The following is a 22426-nucleotide window of genomic DNA, read 5'->3' as shown; positions in this document are numbered from 1 at the left end:
CTTTATTGATCGAAAGAAAGAACCGCGTGGCGTCCCGGCGTCCCGATAATCGACGGGAACTCGTTTCCCCTACATGCTCGGAGGCTCTCCAGCGATGCGCCGCAAGCGAACATTGATTCTGTCCGTCGCCGCCGCCGTCGCGGCGGCCGGCACCGCCTGGATCGCGCTGCCGGCGTCCGCCGCCGCCCCCACCGCCACGCTGCGCACGGTCGCCGACTGGGGCACCGGATGGCAGGCCGAGGTGACGGTGTCGAACACCGGCGCGTCCGCGATGACATCGTGGACGGTCGAGTTCGACCTGCCGAAGGGCAGCACGGTCGGCAGCTTCTGGGAGTCCGACATGAAGACCTCGGGCAGCCACCGTACGTTCAGCAGCCGCCCCTGGAACGGCCAGGTCAAGGTCGACGGAAAGACCTCGTTCGGCTTCATCGGCTCCGGCCCGCTGCCCACAAACTGCAAGCTCAACGGCCTGCCCTGCGGTGGCGGCGGCGGCACAACGCCCGCCACCACGGCGGCGACCACGGCGCCCACCACCACCCCGGTGACGACCAAGGCGACCCCCACCGCCACGACCGAGGCGCCCCGCACGGAGGCCCCGTCGACTCCCGCGACCACGCCCGCCGGCGGCGGCGACAACACTCCGCCTCCCCCGGCCGGGGACGTGCTGCCGCTGAAGGTCAACAACAAGACCGGGCGCGGTGACGACACCTTCCTGTACGTCCTCGGCACCGACCTGAAGAGCGGCAAGCTCGGCTACGTCAACGCCGGTGGCACGTTCACGGCGTGGCCCGGTGCGGGCGCGGAGCCCGTACCCGCGCCGGACGTGTCGATTCCCGGGCCGAAGGACGGCGCCAGCACCACGATCAAGGTGCCGAAGGGTTTGTCCGGCCGGGTGTACTTCTCGTTCGGCAAGAAGCTGGACTTCAAGCTCACCTCGGGTGGCCTGGTGCAGCCCGCGCCGTGGGCCGGTGGCGACCCCAACCGCAACATCCTGTTCGACTGGAGTGAGTTCACTCTGGACAACGGCGGCCTGTTCCTGAACAGCTCGCAGGTCGACATGTTCGCGGTGCCGCACATCGTCAGCGTGCAGGGCGGCAACGGCGCGGTGACCAAGACCGGTGAGCTGAAGGCCGACGGCCGTGACAAGGTCATCGACGCGGTCAAGTCCGATCCGGACTTCGCCAAGAGCGTCGTCAAGGGCTCCGACGGTACGGTGCTGCGGGTGCTGGCGCCGGGCAAGGCCGCCGACGCGGGCCTGATGGACCCGACGTACCTGAACGAGGCGATCGACGAGGCGTGGAAGGCGTACACGACCCGGACCCTGACGGTGACGCCGTTCGGCGACCGGCCGGACACGAAGTTCTTCGGGCGCACCTCGGGCGACGTCCTGAACTTCACCGACGGCAGCGGCAAGGTGGTGGCGTCGTTCCCGAAGCCGAGCACCGCGAACGTGTGGGGCTGTGACGGCGCGCTGGGTGCGCCGAACGACCAGGTCGTCGGCCCGATCGCCCGGACGCTGTGCGCCGCGCTGATCCGCGGCACGCTGGGCACGCTCGACAACCAGCCGAGCGGCGGCGCGAAGGACTTCTACCGCGGCGAGGACCCCAACACGTACGCGAAGGTGATCCACCAGAACATGATCGACGGCAAGGCGTACGCGTTCGCCTTCGACGACGTGCAGAACCAGGAGTCGCTGGTGCACGACGGTGACCCGCGTACCGCCTCCATCACGATGACCCCGTTCTGATCCGGGTCCGGTAACGCCGGAGCCGCCGCGGTGCGCTTGCGCCGCGGCGGCTCCTGCCATTCTCAATCGGCCACCGATATCCGGCCGATGTCCTATTGTTCCCTTAGGTGCGATTGTTGCTGCGGCCAGCCGGGCTGTCCCGGATGGCGCCCCACAGAGGCTGACCTCGGCCGCACGGTGGGTTCGACCCGGTGATCGCTACGACCACCGTGGTGGCGCAGCGAAGGGACGAGCGTTGAGGCGGAGACGGCGACCACGTACACGCCGTCGGGGCGCCGCATCCGGCACGCCGGCACCGCGCGCATCACGCCTGCGGCTGAGCGCCGCGACGCTGGCCACGATGCTCGGGTTCGCCGTACCGGGCTCCGCGGCGGCGTGCGACGCCGGCAAGCGCCCCATCTCCGCCGACCAGTTGTCCGGCACGGTGACCGTGCTGGCGGCGGCGTCGCTGAGGGGTGCGTTCGACCAGATCGGCGCCGGGTTCGAGGCGGCGCATCCGCGCACCAAGGTGGCGTTGACGTACGCCGGCAGCGACGAGCTCGCCCGGCGGATCGTCTCCGGTACGCCCGCCGACGTCTTCGCCGCCGCCAGCCCCGCCACGATGCGCACGGTCACGGACGCGGAGGACACCACGGACACCCCGGAGACGTTCGCGCGCAACCAGCTCGTCATCGCCGTGCCCAAGGGCAACCCCAAGGGGCTGCACACGCTGGCCGACCTCGCGCAGCCCGGAGTCAGGGTCGCGGTGTGCGCGGTCGACGTGCCGTGCGGGACGGCCACGGCGAAGGTGCTCGGCGCGGCCGGGGTGGCGCTCACCCCGGTCGCCCGGGAGCCGGACGTGAAGGCGACGCTGGCGCAGGTGCAGCACGGCACCGCGGACGCGGCGCTCGTCTACCGCACGGATGCCCGCGCTGCCGCATCGGACGTCGAGGGCGTGGAGTTCCCCGAATCGGCCCAGGCGGTGACCGCGTACCCGATCGCGGCGCTCAAGGATGCGGCCAACCCTTCCGGCGCCGCCGCCTTCATGGCGTACGTGCTGGGTCACCGGGGCCAGCAGGTACTGATGGACGCCGGGTTCCTCCGGCCGTGACCCGGCCAGCGCGGCAGCGCGGACCCGGCCGGTCCGGGCGCACCGACGTCCACCGGGGAGGCGAGGACGTAGGCGCACCCGGACCGCGCCGGCGCCCGAGCGGGGAAGCGGGGGCGCGCGGCGCGGCCGGCCCGTCCGGAGACGGGTGGGTTCCCCGCGGTCAGGCCACGGACCACCAGACCGTGGTGTCCGCGGGGATGAGCACCTGCGCCGCGTCGTCGTCGACCGGGCCGCTGGCCAGCAGCGCCTGTCCCGGCTTGGCGACGGCGATCGGCGCGTCGGTGAGGTTGACCGTGCACCGGAAGACGGAACCGTCCGCCGCGGCCCGCTCGAAGACGAGCAGGCCCTCCGGCGCCTCGCACCAGATGAGGTTGTCCGGCGCGCCGAGGGCCGGCAGGGCGCGGCGCATGAGCAGCGCGGAACGGTACATCTCCAGCGTGGACTCCGGCACCCCGTCCTGCGCGGCGACGCTGAGCTGCGCCCAGCTGTCCGGCTGCGGAAGCCAGCTCGGGCCGCCCTCGGGGCCGAAGCCGTACGGGGCCGTGTCGCCGGACCACGGCAGCGGCACCCGGCAGCCGTCGCGGTAGCCGTCCTGGCCGGTGGCGCGGTGGAACGCCGGGTCCTGGCGTACCTCCGGCGGCAGGTCGATGACCTCGGGCAGACCCAGCTCCTCACCCTGGTACAGGTACGCGGAGCCGGGCAGCGCCAGCATCAGCAGGGTGGCCGCCCGGGCCCGGCGCAGCCCGGCGACCGGGTCGGCGGCGGTGGGACGGCGGCCCGCGGCGTCACCGGAGATGGAGCCCATGAGCCGGGTGGTGTGCCGCACGACGTCGTGGTTGGACAGCGTCCAGGTCGGCGGGGCGCCGACCGAGCGCATGGCGACCAGCGACTCGTCGATGATCTTCCGCTGCGCCTCGACGGTCCAGGCCGCACCGAGGTAGCTGAAGTTGAACGACTGGTGCAGCTCGTCGGGGCGCACGTACTTGGAGAGCCGTTCCAGGGTGGGCGCCCAGGCCTCGGCGACCGCGATGCGCTCGCCGGGGTACTCGTCGAGGATCTGCCGCCAGCTGCGGTAGATCTCGTGTACGCCGTCCTGGTCGAAGCAGGGGCTGGCGGCGACGTCGAGCAGGTGCAGCTCGCTGGCGTCGCCCGCGTCCGGCAGGCCCTCGGCCTTGCACAGGCCGTGCGCCACGTCGATGCGGAAGCCGTCGGCGCCCAGGTCGAGCCAGAACCGCAGGATGGTGCGGAACTCGTCGGCGACCGCGGGGTGCTCCCAGTTGAAGTCGGGCTGCTCCGGGGCGAACAGGTGCAGGTACCAGTCGCCGGGGGTGCCGTCCGGGTTGGTGGTGCGGGTCCAGGCGGGACCGCCGAACAGCGACTGCCAGTCGTTCGGCGGCTCGGCGCCGTCCGCGCCCTTGCCGGGGCGGAAGTGGTAGCGGTCGCGGGCGGGCGAGCCGGGGCCCTCGGCGATGGCGCGGCGGAACCACTCGTGCTGGTCGGAGGAGTGGTTCGGCACCAGGTCGACGATGACGCGCATGCCGAGGGCGTGCGCGTCCGTGATCAGCTCGCGGGCGTCGTCGAGGGTGCCGAACATCGGGTCGACGGTCCGGTAGTCGGACACGTCGTAGCCCGCGTCGGCCTGCGGCGAGGCGTAGAACGGCGAGAGCCACACCGCGTCGATGCCCAGCTCCTGCAGGTACGGCAGGCGGCTGCGGATGCCGGGCAGGTCGCCGATGCCGTCGCCGTTGGAGTCGGCGAAGCTGCGCGGGTAGATCTGGTAGATGACGGCGTCGCGCCACCAGGGCGCGGGGGCGGCCGCACCGGCGGCGCTGTCGTCCGCGGTGGCGACGGTCAGTTGATCGGTCATGGGTCCTCACTGCGAGGTCAGGCACCGGAGAAGGGACGGTTCCGAGTACGTGAGACGGGCCACGGTAGCACGTGACTAACTCGTTTTACTTCACGAGTTAGTCACGGCGGAATCCCTGCAGCGGGGGAATTACGCCCGGGCGACCGGCGGAGCGGTCGAGTCGCGTACCACCAGTGACGTGCCGAGCACCTGGTGTGGGTGCTGGTCCTCGCCGCGGATCGCGGAGATGAGGAAGTCGGCGGCCGTCCGGCCCTTGGTCACGATCGGCTGCCGCACCGTGGTCAACCGCGGACGGAACCAGGCAGACTCCGCGAGGTCGTCGAAACCGGTCACGGACACCTCACTCGGCACGTCCACGCCCAATTCGTGCAGCGCGTCCACCGCGCCGTACGCCAGCACGTCCGACAGCGCCAGGATCGCGGTCGGGCGGTGCTCGGCCATCAGCGCCCGGGTCACCTGATACCCGTCCGTACGGGTCACCGGCACCTCGGCCATCGGCACGTCCGCCCAGGTCATGCCCACCTCGGCCAGCGCCTCGGCGATGCCGTCCAGGCGGCGCGCCAGCGGCCCCCAGTGCTCGCCCGGCTCCGGCCCGCCCGCGCCGATCGACACCACCGCGATCCGGCGGTGCCCCAGCTCCAGCAGGTGCCGGGTGACGTCCCGCGCGCCGCCCTGGTCGTCCACGTCCACGCTGGGTGCCCCGGACTGCCCGTCGCTGTCGATCAGGACGAACGGGATGTTGCGCCGTTGCAGCTCGGCGACCTCACCCCGGTCGGTCTCCAGCCCGCAGACGATGAACCCGTCCACCGCCGCGTACGGAATCGCCTTGAGCACCGAATCCTGCAGCGGCGGGGTGAGCAGCAGCGTGTAGCCCTCCTGGTCGCACACCTGCCCGGCGCCCATCAGGAAACGCGCGTAGTACGGGTTCTCCAGGATCCGGGCCAGCCGCTGCGGCAGCAGCACCCCGAGCGACTGGGTGGCCCCGGACTGCAGCATGCGGGCCAGCGTGTTCGGCGTGTACCCGATCTCCTGGGCGACCGCCATGATCCGGTCCCGCGTCGCGGCGGAGATGCGCTGCGGGTTGTTGAACGCGAACGACACCGCCGAGCGGGACACCCCGGCCGCCGCGGCCACGTCACCCGACGTCGGCTTGCGGCCTCTGCCCGGCTCGACACCGGCCCTCTTCGACGCCATGGCCCCGATTCCGCAGATGTTGATGGGGCGATCACGATATCGCGGACGGTGCCCGGCGCGCCGCTCGGGACGGGCGCGGCGCGCCGGGACGCCGATGTTCCGGTCGGCGCACAGCGGACGGTCCGGTCCGCGGACCGTGGGTCAGTGCGACTCGCCCTGCGGGCCGAAGGTGGTCAGGAAGCGGTCCCGGAACGCGTCCATCGGCCACACCGGAGCCTGCGGTCCGGGCTTCAGCCCGTCCTGCCAGCCCCAGGACGCGATCCGGTCCAGCACCTTGGGGTCCTTGGCCACGATCGTGACCGGTACGTCGTGGCTGGCCTTGTCGCCCACCACGATCGGGGCGGGCTGGTGGTCACCGAGGAAGATCAGCACGAGGTTGTCGTCGCCGTACTTCTGCGCCCAGGAGGTCAGCGCCGAGACGGAGTAGGCGATGGACTTGGCGTACTCGGCGCGCACCCGCTTCGGGTCCTTCCACACCTCGTCCGGGGACTGGCCCGCCGCGGCCTGCGCGGTGAAGACCGAGCCGTCGCCGACCGCGTCCCAGTCGACCATCTGCGGCAGCGGCGCCCACGGGGTGTGGCTGGAGGTCAGCGTGACCTCGGCGAACATCGGCGAACGGCCCTTCTTGCCGTACTCGTTGCGCTGGAACGCGGCCAGCGTGTACTGGTCCGGCATCCGCGACCAGCTGAAGTTCGGACCCTTGTAGCCCAGGGTCCGCGAGTCCCAGACCCGCCGGTAGCCGTAGAAGTCGCCCTCGGGCCACGCGTACGTGTTGTCCGGCTCGACGCCGACCGTGTCCCAGCCCGCCCGCTTGAACGCCCCGGTCAGGGTGAACCGCTCCGAGGAGACGAGGCTGAGGTAGCGCATCTGGTTGTCGATGGACAGCCCGGACTGGAACGTCGAGTGGGCCAGCCAGCTGTACCCGCCGAAGGTGGGCGAGGTCAGCCACGCACTGCGGGTGGCGAAACCGGCCGCGGCGAGCTGCTTGGTGCCATCGGCCAGCACGGGCGTCACGTACGGCGAGAGCGCCGGGTCCTCGATCGCGGACCGGCCGTAGCTCTCGATGAACGACACCACGACGTCCTTGCCGGCCAGGCCCGTCAGCAGCTGGTTGCCCGGTGTGTCGCGGTACCCGTCGACCTGGACGGCGCGCTCGAACGCCCGCTGCTCGCGCAGCCCCGTGCGGATCAGCCCGATCCGGTCCTGGACGAAGGTGGTCTCGCTGCGCGAGGCGACCGGCAGTCCGGGGACCATCTGGGCGCCGAGCGTCGCGAGGGCCACCCAGGCGGCGGTGAGCGCGAGCCCGGAGCGGACGGTGGCGGTGCGGTGCCGGGCGACAACCCGGGACAGCCGCAGCGCGGCCAGCGCCAGCAGCGCGACCAGGGCCAGCGCGAGCACGATCACCCCGGCCGCCGCGGCGCGCGCACCGGCCTTGCCGATCGAGTCCTCCAGCACCCCGAGGCCGTCGTCCAGCAGGCCCCAGTCGGCCACCAGGTCGAACTGCCGGTTCAGGAACGACCAGAAGCCCAGGTCGAGCGCCTTGACCAGGGTCAGCAGGCCGAGCGCGGCGCCACCGGCCACGGCCACCGCGCCGCGCACCCGGCCGGGCAGCACCAGCACGATCGCGACCGCGACCAGCGCCTCCACCGGCACCCGCAGGAAGGCGCCGGGGGTGACCTGGCCGAGCGTGTTCGGCAACAGCAGGGCCGCGAAAATCAGGGCCACGGACAGGACAGTCAGCGTACGGCTCAGCACGATCCGCCAGGTCCGCCGTGGGGCGGCCTCGGCGTCGGGGGTGTCCGTGCGGGCGGGCGGCGACGGACGCAAGCGGGTGAGAAGCGACACCGGGGTTTCCTTCGATACTTGGCGGAGCAGCGATAGCACTTAGTGACACGTCCGTGCCGCCGGGCCGGTTCACCGGCCCCGGGGTCGGCGACCCTACACCGGCGAACTCGATCATTCTCGGCCCATCCCCGGCCACCTGAAGAAGGAGGTCACCCCGGTCCGATCGGGTGACCCGGGGCGACACCCGTGACAAATATCAGTGGCTGAGTGAGTGCTCGCTCATTAGCATCGGCCGGGTGACATCCCAGGAACGCCGCCGCCGGGTCCCCGCCCTGGCGCCCGCGGAACGCCGCGCCGCGCTGGTCGCCGCGACGGTGCCGCTGCTGCACCGGTGCGGGCTGGAGGTGAGCACCCGGCAGATCGCCCAGGCGGCGGGCGTCGCCGAGGGCACCATCTTCGGCGTCTTCCCCGACAAGCAGTCGCTGGTCGTGGCCGCGCTGACGGAGGCTCTCGACCCCCAGCCGACCCTGGACGCGCTGGCCGCCATCGACCCGCGCGCCGGGCTGCGCGAACGCATGACCGAGGCCGCGGACCTGATCCACCGGCGATTCGCGGGCAACGCGCACCTGATGGCCGAGGCGCGCCGGCTCACCGGGACCAGCGGCGCCGATCCGCAGGCCCGGCACGCCATGGCCGCCTCCCGCGAGCGGCTGCTCACCACGCTCACCGCGGTCATCGCGCCCGACGCCGACCGGCTGCGCCGCTCCCCCGCCGCGGTCGCCCGGCTGCTGCTGCTGTTCTGCGGCGCCAACACGTACGGGCCGTTCGGCGACCCCGATCGGGTCGACGGCGCCGACACGGTGTCGCTGCTGCTCGACGGACTCCTGACCCACCCGGAACCAGACCACCGTCCCATTCCGACTCCCGACCCGAAGGTGCCATGAGGTGCTGATCAAACTCATGCGGGCCTATCTGCGCCCGTACCGTGGAGACATCGCGCTCATCGTCGTGTTCCAGTTCCTGCAGACACTGGCGACGCTCTACCTGCCCACCCTCAACGCCGACATCATCGACAAGGGTGTGGTCACCGGCGACACCGGCCACGTGATCCGGGTCGGCGCGACGATGCTCGGCATCACCCTGATCCAGATCGCCGCGCAGATCGTCGCGGTCTACTACGGCGCGCGCACCGCCATGGCGGTGGGCCGCGACGTACGGGCCGCGATCTTCGGCCGGGTGCAGCACTTCTCGGCCCGCGAGGTCGGCCAGTTCGGCGCGCCGTCGCTGATCACCCGGAGCACCAACGACGTCCAGCAGGTACAGATGCTGGTGCTGATGACGTTCACGATGCTGGTCTCGGCACCCATCATGTGCGTCGGCGGCGTCCTGCTGGCGCTGCACCAGGACGTACCGTTGTCCGCCCTGATCCTGGTCATCGTGCCGGTCCTGATCATCCTGGTCGGATTGATCATCTCTCGGATGCGGCCGTTGTTCCGCTCCATGCAGGTGCGCATCGACCGGATCAACCGGGTCATGCGCGAGCAGATCGCGGGCATCCGCGTCATCCGCGCCTTCGTCCGCGACGAGCACGAGCAGGACCGGTACGACGACGCCAGCCGCGACCTGATGGACGTGTCGCTGCGCGCCGGCCGGCTGATGGCCCTGATGTTCCCGACCGTGATGCTCGTGGTGAACGTGTCCAGCGTGGCCGTGCTCTGGTTCGGCGCGCACCGGATCGAATCCGGCGAGATGCCGATCGGCGCGCTCACCGCGTTCCTCAGCTACCTCATGCAGATCCTCATGTCGATCATGATGGCCACGTTCATGTTCATCATGATCCCGCGGGCCGAGGTGTGCGCCGACCGGATCGTGGAGGTCCTGGGCACCGAGTCCAGCGTCCGCCCGCCCGCCGATCCGGTACGGGCGCTGCGCGGCCACGGCCACCTGGAGTTGCGCGACGTCGACTTCCGGTACCCCGGCGCCGAGGCCTCGGTGCTGTGCGGGATCAACCTGGTGGCCCGCCCCGGCGAGGTCACCGCGATCATCGGCAGTACCGGCAGCGGCAAGACCACACTGCTCGACCTGGTGCCACGGCTGTTCGACGTCACCGGCGGGCAGGTGCTGGTCGGCGGCGTCGACGTACGGGAACTGGACGAGAAGCTGCTGTCACGCACGGTCGGCCTGGTGCCGCAGAAGCCGTACCTGTTCACCGGCACGGTCGCGTCGAACCTGCGCTACGGCAATCCCGACGCCACCGACGAGGAGCTGTGGCAGGCCCTCGACGTGGCGCAGGCCCGCGAGTTCGTGGAACGGATGGACGGCGGGCTGGACGCGCGCATCGCCCAGGGCGGCACGAACGTCTCCGGCGGCCAGCGGCAGCGCCTGGCCATCGCGCGGGTGCTCGTGCACCGGCCCGAGATCTACCTGTTCGACGACTCGTTCTCGGCCCTCGACTACGCCACGGACGCCGCGCTGCGGGCCGCGCTCGCGGAACGCACCGCCGAGGCCACCGTGGTCATCGTGGCGCAGCGGGTCAGCACGATCCGCGACGCCGACCGCATCGTCGTCCTCGACGACGGCGTCGTGGTCGGCACCGGCACCCACGCCGAGCTGATGGACACCAACCCGACGTACCGGGAGATCGTGCTCTCCCAGCTCACGGAGCAGGAGGCTGCCGCATGACCGCGCCGACGAGGCGGCCACCCGCCGGGCCCATGGGTGGGCCCGCCGCGCGCATGATGGCCGGGGGGATGCCGCCGGAGAAGCTGGAAGACTTCCGGGGCTCCACGAAGCGGCTGCTCGGGCTGATGCGCCCGCACCGGTGGCTGGTCGCGATGGTGCTGCTGCTCGGGGGCGGGAGCGTGTTCCTGTCCGTACTCGGGCCGCGGTTGCTCGGGCACGGCACCGACCTGATCTTCTCCGGGGTGGTCGGCCAGGCGTTGCCCGCCGGGGTGAGCAAGGCCCAGGCCGTGGCCGCGCTGCGGGCCCAGGGCCAGAACAACCGGGCCGACATGCTGGCCTCGATGGACGTCGTCCCCGGCCAGGGCATCGACTTCAACCGGCTGGCGCACCTGCTGGCCTGGGTGTTCGTCGTCTACGCATGCGCCTGGATCTTCGGCGTGCTGCAGGGGCGCCTGACCGCCCGGGTCGTGCAGGCAACGGTCTTCCAGCTCCGCGCGGACGTCGAGGCGAAGCTGTCGCGGCTGCCCCTGTCCTACTTCGACAAGCAGCCGCGCGGCGAGGTGCTCAGCCGGGCCACCAACGACACGGACAACATCGCCCAGACCCTGCAGCAGACGTTCGCTCAGCTCGTCACGGCACTGCTGATGATCATCGGGGTGCTGGGGATGATGCTCTGGATCTCCCCGCTGCTGGCGTTGATCGCGGTGCTGACCGTCCCGGTGTCCGTACTGATCACCACCAAGATTGGCAAGCGGGCGCAGCCGCAGTTCGTGGCGCAGTGGGGCACCACCGGCCGGCTCAACGGCCACATCGAGGAGATGTTCACCGGGCATTCGCTGGTGCGGGTCTTCGGCCGCCAGGCCGAGGCCGACGCCACGTTCCGGCAGCACAACGACAAACTGTACGCATCCAGCTTCCGCGCCCAGTTCATCTCCGGACTCATCCAGCCGGCGATGATGTTCATCGGCAACCTGAACTACGTGCTGGTCGCCGTGGTCGGCGGCCTGCGGGTGGCCTCGGGTTCGCTGTCGCTGGGCGACGTGCAGGCGTTCATCCAGTACTCACGGCAGTTCAGCCAGCCGCTGACCCAGGTGGCCAGCATGGCCAACCTCGTACAGTCCGGGGTGGCCTCCGCGGAACGGGTGTTCCAACTGCTCGACGCCGACGAGCAGAGCCCCGACCCGGCGGACCCGGTGCTGCCCGGCGCGGTACGCGGCCGGATCGCGTTCGAGGACGTGTCGTTCCGGTACCTGCCCGACAAGCCGCTGATCGACCACCTGTCGCTGACCGTCGAACCCGGCCAGACGGTCGCGATCGTCGGCCCCACCGGCGCGGGCAAGACCACCCTGGTCAACCTGCTCATGCGCTTCTACGAGGTGACCGGCGGGCGGATCACCCTGGACGGGGTGGACATCGCCACCATGCCCCGCCCGGAGCTGCGCGAGCACATGGGCATGGTGCTGCAGGACACCTGGCTGTTCGGCGGCACGATCGCGGAGAACATCGCGTACGCCGCCGACGACCCGACGCCCGAGAAGATCGCGGCGGCGGCCGAGGCGGCGCACGTGGACGGGTTCGTGCGGATGCTGCCGGACGGCTACGACACCGTCATCGACGAGGAGGGCTCGAACGTCAGCGCCGGGCAGAAGCAGCTCATCACGATCGCCCGGGCGTTCCTGGCCGAGCCGAGCATCCTGATCCTCGACGAGGCGACCAGCTCGGTCGACACCCGGACCGAGGTGCTGATCCAGCGGGCGATGAACTCGTTGCGGGCGGGGCGGACCAGTTTCGTCATCGCGCACCGGCTCTCCACCATCCGCGACGCGGACGTCATCCTGGTCATGGAGTCCGGGGCGATCGTGGAGCAGGGCACCCACGACGAGTTGATTTCGGCGGACGGCGCGTACGCCCGGTTGTACTCGGCGCAGTTCGCCGAGGCAGCGGTCGAGGTGGACTGAGGGACGGCAGACGACAGCGGGGCGGCTCTCCGGCCGCCCCGCTGTCGTTCCGGCACGGTGTCCCCGGGTCGGATCCGCGCTGCACCCCGGAGGCGGAACCACGTCCCGGCCCGCTATCCTCGCCCGCGACCGGCGATCCCGGTCCATCCGCCGCTCCCGGAGGTTGACCACTCCCCATGCCCCGTACGGCCCGCCGTGCCGGTTTGTCGGCGCGTCCCTCCACCCGGTCCGGCCGGGTGCTCGCGGCGGTCGTGCTCGGCGTGACGATGCTGGCGATCCGGGGCGACACGGCCGCCGCCCCACCGTCCAGCGGCACGCCCGGCGCCGCGCGACCGAGCGGCTGGCGTCTGGTCTGGTCCGACGAGTTCGACGAGCCCGCCCTGGATCGGAGCCGGTGGAACCTGCGCAAGCGGGAGGGCCGCGACGTCGACTCGGGGTGCAATGTGGACAGTCCGCGGAATGCGTTCGTCGCCGACGGCGCTCTCACCCTGCGGGCACTGCGCGCGGATGTGCCCTGCGGCCGGGCGACCCGCCGGTACACCCAGGCGTATCTCGACACCATCGGCAGGGCGTCGTGGACGTACGGCCGGTTCGAGATCCGCGCCAAGTCGCCCAACCAGCCGGACACCTCCACCGGCGTATGGCCCGCGTTCTGGCTGCGCCCGGACGACGGCGGCCACGGCGAGATCGACGTGACCGAGCTGCCCGGCGGTGCCGCCTGGTACGACCGGGCCACCGCGGCGATCTTCCACGACTACACGCCGGTGAAGCAGGACAACAGGATCGCGCTGCCCTCGGGCGGCCACCCCGGCGACGGCTTCCACACGTACGCCACGGAGTGGGACGCCACCGCCCTGCGCTGGTACGTCGACGACACCCTGGTCTGGAGCCGGGACCGCGACACGACCCCATGGTTCGACGAGGTGTTCCACAAGCCGTACAACATCCGGCTCAACCTGCAGGTCGGAGGGTGGCTCGGGGAACCCGACGCGCGGACCGCGTTCCCCGCCGACTTCGTCGTCGACTACGTCCGGGTCTATCAGCGCTGAGACCGCCGGGGCTGGCAGAGGCCCGCCGGGCCGCTATGGTGTCCGCGTGCGGCAGCATTCCATCCGCGTCGATGTCCCCGGCCAGCGCGCGCCGTCGGACCCGCTCGTCAGCGCCGACGGCCACCGTCCGGCGTTGCCGGACAGTGGCTCCGACGATCCGCGCGGGCGCACCGACGGGCTCGGCTGGGTCAGCCGGGCGGTGTTCGGCGACCCCCGGCTGCGTCTGAGCGTCGGAGCCGACGCGGGGGCCGCGGTGGCGTACGCGGTGGTCCCGTCGCTGGACCGCGCCCGGTTCCTGCTGCCGCTGGCCGGGCGCCGGGTGACGGCCGCGTCCGTGCTGGCGTACAACGCGCTGCGGCCGCCGCGGGTGCGTGCGAGCCGGACCGCCGTGGGGTTGCTGGCCCGGGTCGGGGCGCTGGCGCTGGCCGGGGCGCCGGTGCTGTCCGTACACGTGCCTGCCGGGGTCGAACCCGCCGACGTGCTGCTCTGTGCCCACCTGGCCCGCCTGCTCGGAGCGCCCGGACTGCACGCTGCGATCGGCATCCGCCCGCCCGACCCGCACCACAAGCCGACACTGCAACTGTTCGACGACGCGGGACGGCCCCGCGGGTACGCGAAGATCGGCTGGAACGACGGCACCCGGGCGATGGTCCGCGCCGAGGCGGCGACGCTGGCCGACCTGCCCCCGCCCGGCGGTGAACTGCCCGTGGTGCCGGGGCTGGTGCTGCACACCCGGTGGCGGGACCAGGAGGTCGCCGTCGTGGCGCCGATGCCCCGCCGGGTCCGCCGCCTGCGCGATTCCGGCAACCCGCGGGTGGCCGCGATGCTCGCGGTCGCACGCCGCGGCGGCCCGGCCACGGCGCCCCGGGCACTGCGCGACTCACCGCTGCTGGACGACTGGCGTCGCCGGGCGGCAGGCGCCGACGCGGTGACCGACCCGGCTGCGATGTCCATCGACGCGGCCATCGACGCGATCGAGGCCCGCGACGGCGACCTGGCGTGTGAGTTCGGGGACTGGCACGGCGACTGGGTGCCGTGGAACATGGCCCGGCACCGCGGCCGCCTGTACGTGTGGGACTGGGAGAACCGGGGAACCGGCGTGCCCGTCGGCTTCGACCTGGCGCATCAGGCGTTCCAGACGGCGCTGTCCTTGCGCGGGCGGCCCGCGCCGGACTGCGCGGATGCGGCCGATGCGGCACTGCACCGGCACGGGCCGGCGCTGGGGCTCGACGCGGCCCGGCAGCGGCTGGTCGTCGACGCGTACCTGGTGGAGTTGTGGCTGCGCACGTACGAGCTGTCGGGCGGCGGAGCGGGGTGGAATCCGCGGTTGCATCCGGCCCTGTTGCACGTACTGGCGGCACGACTCGGTCCGCGCCGGAGCTGACCACACCCCGCGCGAGGCGACTCAGCCCGGATCGGATCCTCCTGCGGGGGTCAGGGCCGGGGTTGTCGCCGGTGCGCGACGCAGGACCGCCGCACACCGCGCGATGAACAGCCGCTGCGCCACCGGAACCAGCGGTCCCGCGAGCCGGGCCGCCAGCAGGACGGGCCGGGAGCGGACCACCACGTCGAACCGCACCACCCCGTCCGCTGCGATCACTACGGTGAACCGCTCGTCGCCCTCGAAGGTGTGGCCGGGCGAGGCGCGGTAGTGCATCACGGTGTGGTCCGTCTCCCGCACCACGTCGATCACCTCGCATGGCTCCGGCAGCCGCAGCCGTCCGATCCCGACCGAGGACAGCATGTGCTGCCCGGTGGCGGCGGGCGGGGTGTCGGGCGAGATCCAGGCACCCGCACGGCGGTGCATCTGCCACTGCAGCAACGCGGCGGACGCCGCCTCGAACCGCTCCCGCCCGGTGCCGATCCGGTGCGACCAGCGGTGCGCGGTCCACGGCGCCCGACCGGCCCGGGACACCACAAGGGCGGTCAGGACGGCGGTCGCGTTCAGCACGCCGTGCGTCAGCACCATCCAGGTCAGGCTCAGGTGCGGGATGGTCACCAGCTCCCCGGTTGCGTAGAGCACGGCCAGTCCCATCGTCACCAGGCTGAGCGCCAGCAGCGTCCGGGCGGCCCGACCGGTACGGCTGGCGATCGCCAGCCACAGGCCCGCGCTGAGCAGGCCGGCGCCGAGCAGCTCGATCAGGTCGCCGACGTCCTCACCGAGCGCTGTCCGGCCGACCAGGAAGCCGACGCCGACCAGCGCCACCCCGGCCGGTGCCAGACGCCGGGCCGTCCGGTGGTCCACCAGCGAGAGCAGCAGGAGGGCGCCGAAGCCCGCCACGTGGAAGTGCGCCGCGGTCAGGCCCAGGACGTCCGTCGTGAAGCCCAGCAGGTCGATCCCGGCGCGCTCGGCCAGCAGCCCCACCGCGGCGACCGGCAGGCAGGCCGCCGCGAACGCGACGAGACGGTCGCGCCGCAGCACGACCGGCACGGCCAGGCACCCCACCAGGTAGGGCACGCACAGCAGACCCGCCAGCACGCCGCGCGACAGCAACAGCGCCGCCACCGCGGGCAGCGACGCGGCCGGCCACCATCGCACCAGTCCGCGGCCTCGGCCCAGTACGCCGAGCCCCAGCGGCACGAACAGCACCACGCAGGCGCCCACCACCAGGTGCAGCCCAACCCACCCGGACGCGGTCAGCCGGTCCATGCCATCACCCACTCTTGAACACGTTCAGTTGAACGCGTTCAAGCTAACACGGGCGTGCGAATCAGGCCCAGCCGAAGGTCATCCCCAGCCGCGCGGCCAGCGCCGCGTTGTACGGCCGGTAGTACGCGGTCAGCTCCGCCCGCACCTGCTCGTCCATGCCCCGGCTCGGCCGGTCGTTGAAGACGTCGTACGACGACAGCTCGTGGCGCGGCAGTTGGAGGAAGTCCAGCACCCCCGCGTAGGTGGCGGCGGGTTCGGAGTACAACGACTCGCTCGGCACGAACAGCAACCGGCGTCTGTCGAACCGGCGCAGCCACGGCTCCAGATGCTCCAGGTACCGGCCCCGCGCCCGGTACGAATACCAGTCGTACGCCGTACTGTGATAGCCCGGTTCGGCGATCAGCCGCTCCCGCTCCCCCGCCGTGCGTTCCGGCTCCGCCGCCAGCGCCGCCGCGAAATCCAGCGGCTCCACGCCCTCCGTGCGCCGTTCCTTCCAGTGCGAGTACGCCCGCTGCACCGGGTCGCGCAGCAGCACGATGATCCGGGCTCCGGGCATCAACGTGGCGACCCGGTCCGCCGCCAGCGGATGGAACATGTACAGCGGCGCTGCCTCGCCGACCCGGCACGGGGCGCCGTGCCGCCGTTCCAGAGCGGAGCGCTGCCGCTGGGTCGGGAAGTGCGAGCGGTACCACGCCTCGCCCCGCGACCAGTTCTCCTCGAAGAAGTGCGAGGTCTTGGTGTTCCACGCAGGGAACAGCCGCGGCACGAGCGGGTGGCGCAGCAGGTAGCGCCACAGCGACGTGGTGCCGCCCCGCTTGGTGCCGACGATCAGGAAGTCCGGCAAGGGGCGACGGTCGCTGGTCCGCTCGCCGTAGCGGGCCAGCAGGTCGCGCACCCCCTCCCTGGCATGTCGCGGTGCGACCTGCTTGATGCGGTCCTTGACGGTCACGGGACAACCTCCGGTGTTGGCGGACGATCCGGGGGATGAAGCGTCGATGCGGCGAGGGCGGGGCGCAGGGCCGCGCGGGCGCGGGTGCTGCCGAGCAGGCAGAGCCCGCCAGCCGCGAGAACGCCGAGGGCCAGCGCGAGTCCACCCGGTCCGCGGCCCGCAATCGCGACGCCCGCGGCCGCCGCCGCGCCGGTCCCGGCGACAGCCGCCAGGGCGATGGCGGCCAGGGCCCGCCCGGCCAGCGGTTCGCCCAGCACCCGCCGCACCAGCACGGCCGCGATGACGTTTTCGACGACAATGCCGATCGACCAGGCCACGGCCGCGCCCAGGGCACCGTGGCGGGGCACGAGCACGACACAGAACAGCAGGTACAGGACCAGGCCGGTCGCGGCGGCGACGAGGTGGCCGCGGCTGTTGCCGCTCATCAGCAGGACGGTCTGCACGGTGCCGACGCCGACGTTGACCAGCATCGCCACCGCCAGCACCGCCAGCGGCGCGGCCCCGGCCGCGAACGGCGCGCCGAACAGCGCCAGGAACGCGGGCGCGAACACCGCCAGCAGCAGGTACGCGGGCCAGGACAACAGCACCACGACCCCGGTGATCCGGCGGTGGATCGCGGCCGCCTCGGCCCGGCGTCCGGCACCGAGCAGCCGGGACAGCTGCGGGGCGATCGCCACCCGCAGGCCCTGCATGACCAGCAGCCCGGCCAGCGCGTACCGGCACACCGCGCCGAACACCCCGGCCTCGGCGGGCCCGGCCAGCGCGGCGGTGAGCAGCACCCCGAACCACATGCCGCCCGCGTCGATCACCGTGGACACCGCGCGGGGCAACGCGAAACCCCAGAACCAGCGCCGGTCCGCCGCCGTGGGCCGCAGCCGGGCACCCCGGGTCACCCCGAGCGGTCCCGCGACGAGCAGCACCGCCGCCACCGCGGCGGCGGCCAGCGGCAGCAACCACCCGGCGAACGCCGCCGTCACCGAACCCCCGGCCGCGACGGCCGCGCCGATCAGCAGCGGGCGGGCAGCCGGCACCGCGACCAGCTGCACTCCGACGTACGTCGCGACCGGGCGGGTGGCCCGGACCGCGGCCAGCAGCACTGTCGCGACCGCGAACACCGGCACCCCGGCGAACGCGAGCCGCACCAGCGTGGCATCGCCGGAGCCCAGCAGCGCCGCGTCGACCGTGGGCGCGAACTGCCACCCGGCCGCCGCGACGACCGTGGCCAAGGCCGCGGTGGGCACCACGGCCAGCGGCAGCAGCCGGGCCGCGTCGCCACCCGGACCGGCGGCGCGTCGCGGCAGCGCCCACATCAGGGCGGTGTCCGCGCCGAGACAGCACAACGGCCCGAGGATGCTGACCAGCCCGATGACGCTGAACATGGCACCCGCGCCGGACGCGCCCAGCACTCGTACGATCACCGCGGTCAGCACGAAACCGCAGGCACCGTTCACCGCCGCGCCGAGCAGGCCGAGCGCCCCACTGCGGGCGCTGCGCCGCACCTCGGCGCCGTGCGCGATGCCGACCGCGGTCACCGGGGCACCCCCGGCTCCCGGTTGACCGCGCCGTCCACCGCGGCCAGGCCCAGTCCCACCCCGGCGAACAGCACCGACAGGTTCGGATCGACGTATCCGTAGAACGGGGTGATGACGGCCGCGATGACCGGCAGCGCGCTGAGCCACAGCCCGGTCGCGGTCACCGCGGCGGACAGCCGCCGCGCCACCACGAACAGCAGCAGGAAGAAGCAGACAGCGGCGGGGATGCCGTAGCTGTACAGCAGTTGCCAGAGCAGTCCCTGGGTGCCCAGCGGCTCCACCGAGTGGGTGGTGTCGACCGAGGCGGGCTGACCGTAGCCGAGCAGCGGGGAGCGCAGCACCGCGGCCCGGGTCTGCACGTACAGGTCGTAGCGGTCGATGTTGGTGTCCGTGGTGGAGGTCCGGTTCCGGATCAGGTCCACCACGGGGATGATCAGGGTGACCAGCCAGCCCACCAGCAGGATCACCGCGACCGGCAACAGCAGGCGCACCCGGCCGCGGGCGATCTCGCGGCCGAGCAGATACAGTACCCCGGCGCCGAGGCCGATGAACATGCCGCGGTTCAACGTCAGGAACGCCGGCACCAGTGACAGCGGCAGAGACACCAGCAACGCCAGGCGCAGCGGCCCGTGCCGCACCGAGGTCAGATAGGCCAGCACGAACGGTACGAGGAAGGCGAACCCGGTACCCCAGTTGTTCGTGTACGGGTACGGCGCCGCCGGCCGGAAGATCGGGTGCGCGCTGGCCGGGTTGAACTCGGTGGCGTCCAGATGCGACAGGTCCTGCAGGAACGGCTGGACGGCCAGCCCGTGCGGCAGCGCCAGCTCGACCGGGCTGGGCGCACTGAACCGGGGCGCGAGCACCCCGAGCCAGCCCAGCGCCACCATGGCCACCCAGTACGCGCACACCGGCCCGGCAATCCGCGCCCAGGGCACCCCGTCGCGGGCCACGTTGTAGACGTACAGCCCGACCAGGAACGCGGTGACCAACATGCCGAGCCGCAGCCCGAACGTGCCCACCGCGGCGACCCGGTGCAGCCGTACCGCGCTGACCGCCACGATGCCGAGGAACACCAGCCACACGGTGGTGCCGGCCGGGAGCCGGATCCGCCCGCGCGTGGTCAGCAGCACGAACAGCAGCGCCCCGAAGCAGGGCCAGGCGAGCTGGAACGCGCCGAGCGCCCACCACAGCGGCATGAAACCGAACATCGCGGTCAACGGCCACACCGGCAGCCGCGCGGTGCGCACCACCCAGGCGCCACGGTCGCGTACGCCCGGCTCGACAGGTGCGACCGCGCGGGCCCGGACGGCGGCGACCGCCCGCACGGGCCACCGCAGCCGCCGGCCGCGCACGGCGGTGTCAGACACCGCGGCCCCGTCTCTGCGCCATCCGCAGCACCCGCTCCCCGGTGACCAGCCCGAGGATCACGGGCACGGTGACCAGTACCCGCTTCTCGCGCCAGTTGAGCCGCAGCACCGCGCACAGTTCGCGGATGGCTTCGAGGCGCCGGTTGCCGGAGGCCAGGGCGAACGCGATCTGGCCGCGGATGCGCGCCGTGCCGGTACGGCTGCGCGCCAGCTCCGGGTGTTTGCGCAGCAGGTAGCGCTGCGCCTCGACGATCGTGGCCCACCGTCCGAAGTAGAACGACCCGCCGTGCCAGTCGACCACGACCAGCGGCTGGCGGCAGATCGCGATCGCTGTGTGCGCGGCCAGCCGCAGCAGCCACTCGTAGTCCTCGCTGTAGCCGCCGGGGATGTCCTCGTCGACCTCCCCGGCCGCCAGCCACGCCGAGCGGCGCACCAGCATCGTGCTTGAGTGCACCTCCATCACCCGGTCGGCCAGCAGCTCGTCGAGGGTGACCCGGTCGCGGTCGAGCACACGGTCCTTGTCGATGCCGGGCCCGCGCAGGCGCAGCCCGCAGCTGACCGCGCCGACGGCCGGGTCGGCCAGCAGCGCCACCTGGCGGCTCAGCTTGGCGGGCAGCCAGATGTCGTCGTCGTCGCAGAACGCCAGCAGCTCGCCGGTGGCCGCGTCGACCCCGCTGTTGCGTCCGCCGGGCAGGCCCGCCCGGCGCCCGTTGGAGATGACCTTCAGCGTCCGGTAGGGACCGAGGGGCACGTCCAGCTCGCGGACGGGCACCTGGTCGTAGACGACGATGCATTCGACCGGACCGGGGTAGACCTGGCCGAGGATCGCGGCGACGGCCCGTTCCAGCAGGCCGGGCCGGTCGCGGGTGGCCACCACGACACTGACCGACGGGTACGGCAGGGCGGCGTCACCCACGCCGGCCCCCGGTGAGCACGAACCCGACCGCCTGGGCGCCCGCCGAACGCAGCCGGTCCACCAGCCGGGTCAGTTCGGTGTTGCGGGTGCGGTCGCGGGCGACCACGAGCAGGGCCACCCCGGACTGCGCGGCCCGTACGCCGCGCTCGTCGGTGTCGGAGGGGGGCGCGTCCACCACGACCACGCCGTGGTCGGGCAGTTCGCCGAGCGGGTGCAGGCGTACCGCGCCGCCGCCGATGAGCACGGCCAGCGGCCCCCGCCCGTCGGGCTCCTCGCCGGGGCGTGGCGCCAGCATCGGCGCCGCGGTCGGGCGCGACACCGCCGCCTCCATGACCATGGTGGCGTCGGGGTCCTTGCCGGGCTGCAGGCCGACGGCGGGCCGGGCGAAACCGGGCCGCATCGGCAGCGCACCACCCACGCCGGGGCGGGCCGCCCCGTTGAGCCGCGGCGCGCCGTACGCGTCGGCCTCGGGCAGCAGGCGCGGCCGGGGCGGGGTGCGCCGCTGGGCCGCGTACAGGATCTGCTTGAGTTCCGCCTCGCTCTCCGGCGGGGCCGCCAGGTGCACGTCCTGGCCCGCCTCGGCCAGCGCCACCGCGAGGTTGCCGGTGACCACGGTGCGGCCCTCGTCGTCGCGGCCGGAGAGCACGACCAGCGGCAGATCCGGGTGCCGGCCGAGCCATTTCAGTACGGCCAGCGACACGTACCGGGCGTCGGCGGCCGCGGCCGCGTCGCCACCGGCGCGCCCGCCCGCGCGGACCACCCCGAGCGCGGGCACCCCGACCAGGTCGGCTGCCTGCTCGACGGAGCGGACCCGGCGATCCAGCGCTTCCCTGGCGTGCGCGGCCATCATGCCGAGCAGCGCCCCGCCGACCAGCGCGCCGAGCAGGTACAGGGCGGCGTTGTCGTGGCTGGACGGTACGGGGGTGCGGGCCGCGGCCGTGACGGCGCCGGGGCTCAGGTCCGCCGAGGAGACCTTCGCGCGGGCGTTGGCCAGCTGGGCGAGCTGGTCGTTGAGCTTGCTGACCTGGTCCAGCATCGCCTGGACGCGCGGCGAGGCGGGGCCGGCGCTGGTCGTACCCTCCTCGGGCAGTTCCTTCTGCGCGGCCTTGCGCTGGCTGGTGACCTGCTTGATGGTGCTGTCGTAGGAGAGCAGCAGGGCGGCACGCTGCTGCTGGTAGATGGCCTCGCGCACCTTCAGGTACGTCTGTGCGGCGGCGTTCGCCCCGGTGATCGCCTCCGACTCGCTGTCACCGGCGTACTCGAAACGCAGCACCTGCCCGCCGGTGGGCACCTCCACCGACAGCGCGTCACGGACGTCGTCGGCGTCGCGGCCCAGGGTCTGCGCGGTGGCGTCGACGACCTCGTTGCCCAGCGCGATGCCGTTCTCGGCGGTCATGTTGATGGCCCGGTCCGCGCCGCCGGCGGGCAGCGTGAACGGGTCGGTCACCACGGGGCGCAGGACGACCACCGTGGTCGCGCGGTAGGTGGCGGGGAAGAAGCTCAGGTAGCCGACGGTGGCCAGCACGACGGCGGCCGCCGTCGCCGCCACGGTCCGCCACCGGCGCACCGGGATCCGGACGACGTCGGCGAAGCCGACGACGCGCTGCCGGCCACCGGCGACGGCATCAGTCACATCCATG

General features: G+C 72.7%; 16 protein-coding genes. 7 read left to right on the top strand and 9 right to left on the bottom strand.

Annotated features, from left to right (window positions below; translation table 11 throughout):
• The first annotated feature begins 94 nt into the window (after window positions 1–94).
• Window positions 95–1747: a beta-1,3-glucanase family protein gene (locus ACMCNN_RS08475; RefSeq protein WP_412745620.1), complete on the top strand. Its 1653-nt coding sequence runs from the start codon at window positions 95–97 to the stop codon at window positions 1745–1747.
• 310 nt (window positions 1748–2057) lie between these two features.
• Window positions 2058–2837 (top strand): molybdate ABC transporter substrate-binding protein, encoded by a 780-nt coding sequence (gene modA, locus ACMCNN_RS08470; protein ID WP_412747104.1) that lies wholly within the window; start codon window positions 2058–2060, stop codon window positions 2835–2837.
• A gap of 160 nt (window positions 2838–2997) precedes the next feature.
• Here modA and ACMCNN_RS08465 read toward each other — a convergent pair whose 3' ends face one another.
• The 3 genes from ACMCNN_RS08465 to ACMCNN_RS08455 all read right to left on the bottom strand — a co-directional run bounded on the left by ACMCNN_RS08465 (window position 2998) and on the right by ACMCNN_RS08455 (window position 7743).
• Entirely contained in the window at window positions 2998–4704 is a 1707-nt protein-coding gene (locus ACMCNN_RS08465; RefSeq protein WP_412745619.1) for a glycoside hydrolase family 13 protein, read from the bottom strand.
• A 129-nt stretch (window positions 4705–4833) separates the two neighbouring features.
• Complete coding sequence (locus tag ACMCNN_RS08460; protein WP_412745618.1) at window positions 4834–5898, bottom strand: LacI family DNA-binding transcriptional regulator; 1065 nt, start codon at window positions 5896–5898, stop codon at window positions 4834–4836.
• 141 nt (window positions 5899–6039) lie between these two features.
• The gene (locus tag ACMCNN_RS08455; RefSeq protein WP_412745617.1) at window positions 6040–7743 is read right to left on the bottom strand and encodes a sulfatase; all 1704 of its coding nucleotides are present in this window, start codon (window positions 7741–7743) and stop codon (window positions 6040–6042) included.
• A gap of 236 nt (window positions 7744–7979) precedes the next feature.
• On the opposite strand from ACMCNN_RS08455, the gene ACMCNN_RS08450 reads away from it, so the two are divergent.
• From ACMCNN_RS08450 to ACMCNN_RS08430, 5 genes are all read left to right on the top strand, one after another.
• Complete coding sequence (locus tag ACMCNN_RS08450) at window positions 7980–8627, top strand: TetR/AcrR family transcriptional regulator (RefSeq protein WP_412745616.1); 648 nt, start codon at window positions 7980–7982, stop codon at window positions 8625–8627.
• A 1-nt stretch (window position 8628) separates the two neighbouring features.
• Window positions 8629–10365, top strand: a complete 1737-nt coding sequence (locus ACMCNN_RS08445) for an ABC transporter ATP-binding protein (protein ID WP_412745615.1) — start codon at window positions 8629–8631, stop codon at window positions 10363–10365.
• Window positions 10362–12323 (top strand): ABC transporter ATP-binding protein, encoded by a 1962-nt coding sequence (locus ACMCNN_RS08440; RefSeq protein ID WP_412745614.1) that lies wholly within the window; start codon window positions 10362–10364, stop codon window positions 12321–12323. Before ACMCNN_RS08445 ends, ACMCNN_RS08440 begins: the two co-directional genes overlap by 4 nt.
• Before the next feature lie 176 nt (window positions 12324–12499).
• On the top strand, window positions 12500–13372 hold the full coding sequence (locus ACMCNN_RS08435) for a family 16 glycosylhydrolase (RefSeq protein ID WP_412745613.1): 873 nt from the start codon (window positions 12500–12502) through the stop codon (window positions 13370–13372).
• A gap of 133 nt (window positions 13373–13505) precedes the next feature.
• Window positions 13506–14756: a hypothetical protein gene (locus tag ACMCNN_RS08430; protein WP_412747103.1), complete on the top strand. Its 1251-nt coding sequence runs from the start codon at window positions 13506–13508 to the stop codon at window positions 14754–14756.
• A 21-nt stretch (window positions 14757–14777) separates the two neighbouring features.
• On the opposite strand, the gene ACMCNN_RS08425 is transcribed toward ACMCNN_RS08430, so the two are convergent.
• From ACMCNN_RS08425 to ACMCNN_RS08400, 6 genes are all read right to left on the bottom strand, one after another.
• Complete coding sequence (locus ACMCNN_RS08425) at window positions 14778–16022, bottom strand: YndJ family transporter (protein WP_412745612.1); 1245 nt, start codon at window positions 16020–16022, stop codon at window positions 14778–14780.
• 61 nt (window positions 16023–16083) lie between these two features.
• Window positions 16084–16971 (bottom strand): sulfotransferase, encoded by an 888-nt coding sequence (locus ACMCNN_RS08420; RefSeq protein ID WP_412745611.1) that lies wholly within the window; start codon window positions 16969–16971, stop codon window positions 16084–16086.
• The gene (locus tag ACMCNN_RS08415) at window positions 16968–18503 is read right to left on the bottom strand and encodes a lipopolysaccharide biosynthesis protein (protein ID WP_412745610.1); all 1536 of its coding nucleotides are present in this window, start codon (window positions 18501–18503) and stop codon (window positions 16968–16970) included. Before ACMCNN_RS08415 ends, ACMCNN_RS08420 begins: the two co-directional genes overlap by 4 nt.
• A complete protein-coding gene (locus tag ACMCNN_RS08410; RefSeq protein WP_412745609.1) occupies window positions 18500–19870 on the bottom strand; it encodes an O-antigen ligase family protein in 1371 nt (456 codons plus the stop codon). Before ACMCNN_RS08410 ends, ACMCNN_RS08415 begins: the two co-directional genes overlap by 4 nt.
• Window positions 19863–20786, bottom strand: coding sequence for a glycosyltransferase family 2 protein (locus ACMCNN_RS08405; protein ID WP_412745608.1), 924 nt, complete (start codon window positions 20784–20786; stop codon window positions 19863–19865). The genes ACMCNN_RS08410 and ACMCNN_RS08405 overlap by 8 nt, the downstream gene beginning before the upstream one ends.
• Complete coding sequence (locus tag ACMCNN_RS08400; RefSeq protein WP_412745607.1) at window positions 20779–22425, bottom strand: hypothetical protein; 1647 nt, start codon at window positions 22423–22425, stop codon at window positions 20779–20781. The genes ACMCNN_RS08405 and ACMCNN_RS08400 overlap by 8 nt, the downstream gene beginning before the upstream one ends.
• Window position 22426: the final 1 nt, after the last annotated feature.

Source organism: Krasilnikovia sp. MM14-A1004 (assembly GCF_047159485.1).
Taxonomy (GTDB): domain Bacteria; phylum Actinomycetota; class Actinomycetes; order Mycobacteriales; family Micromonosporaceae; genus Actinoplanes.
Note: the sequence above shows the minus strand (reverse complement) of the source record. Positions and strands in the feature narration are given on the sequence as shown.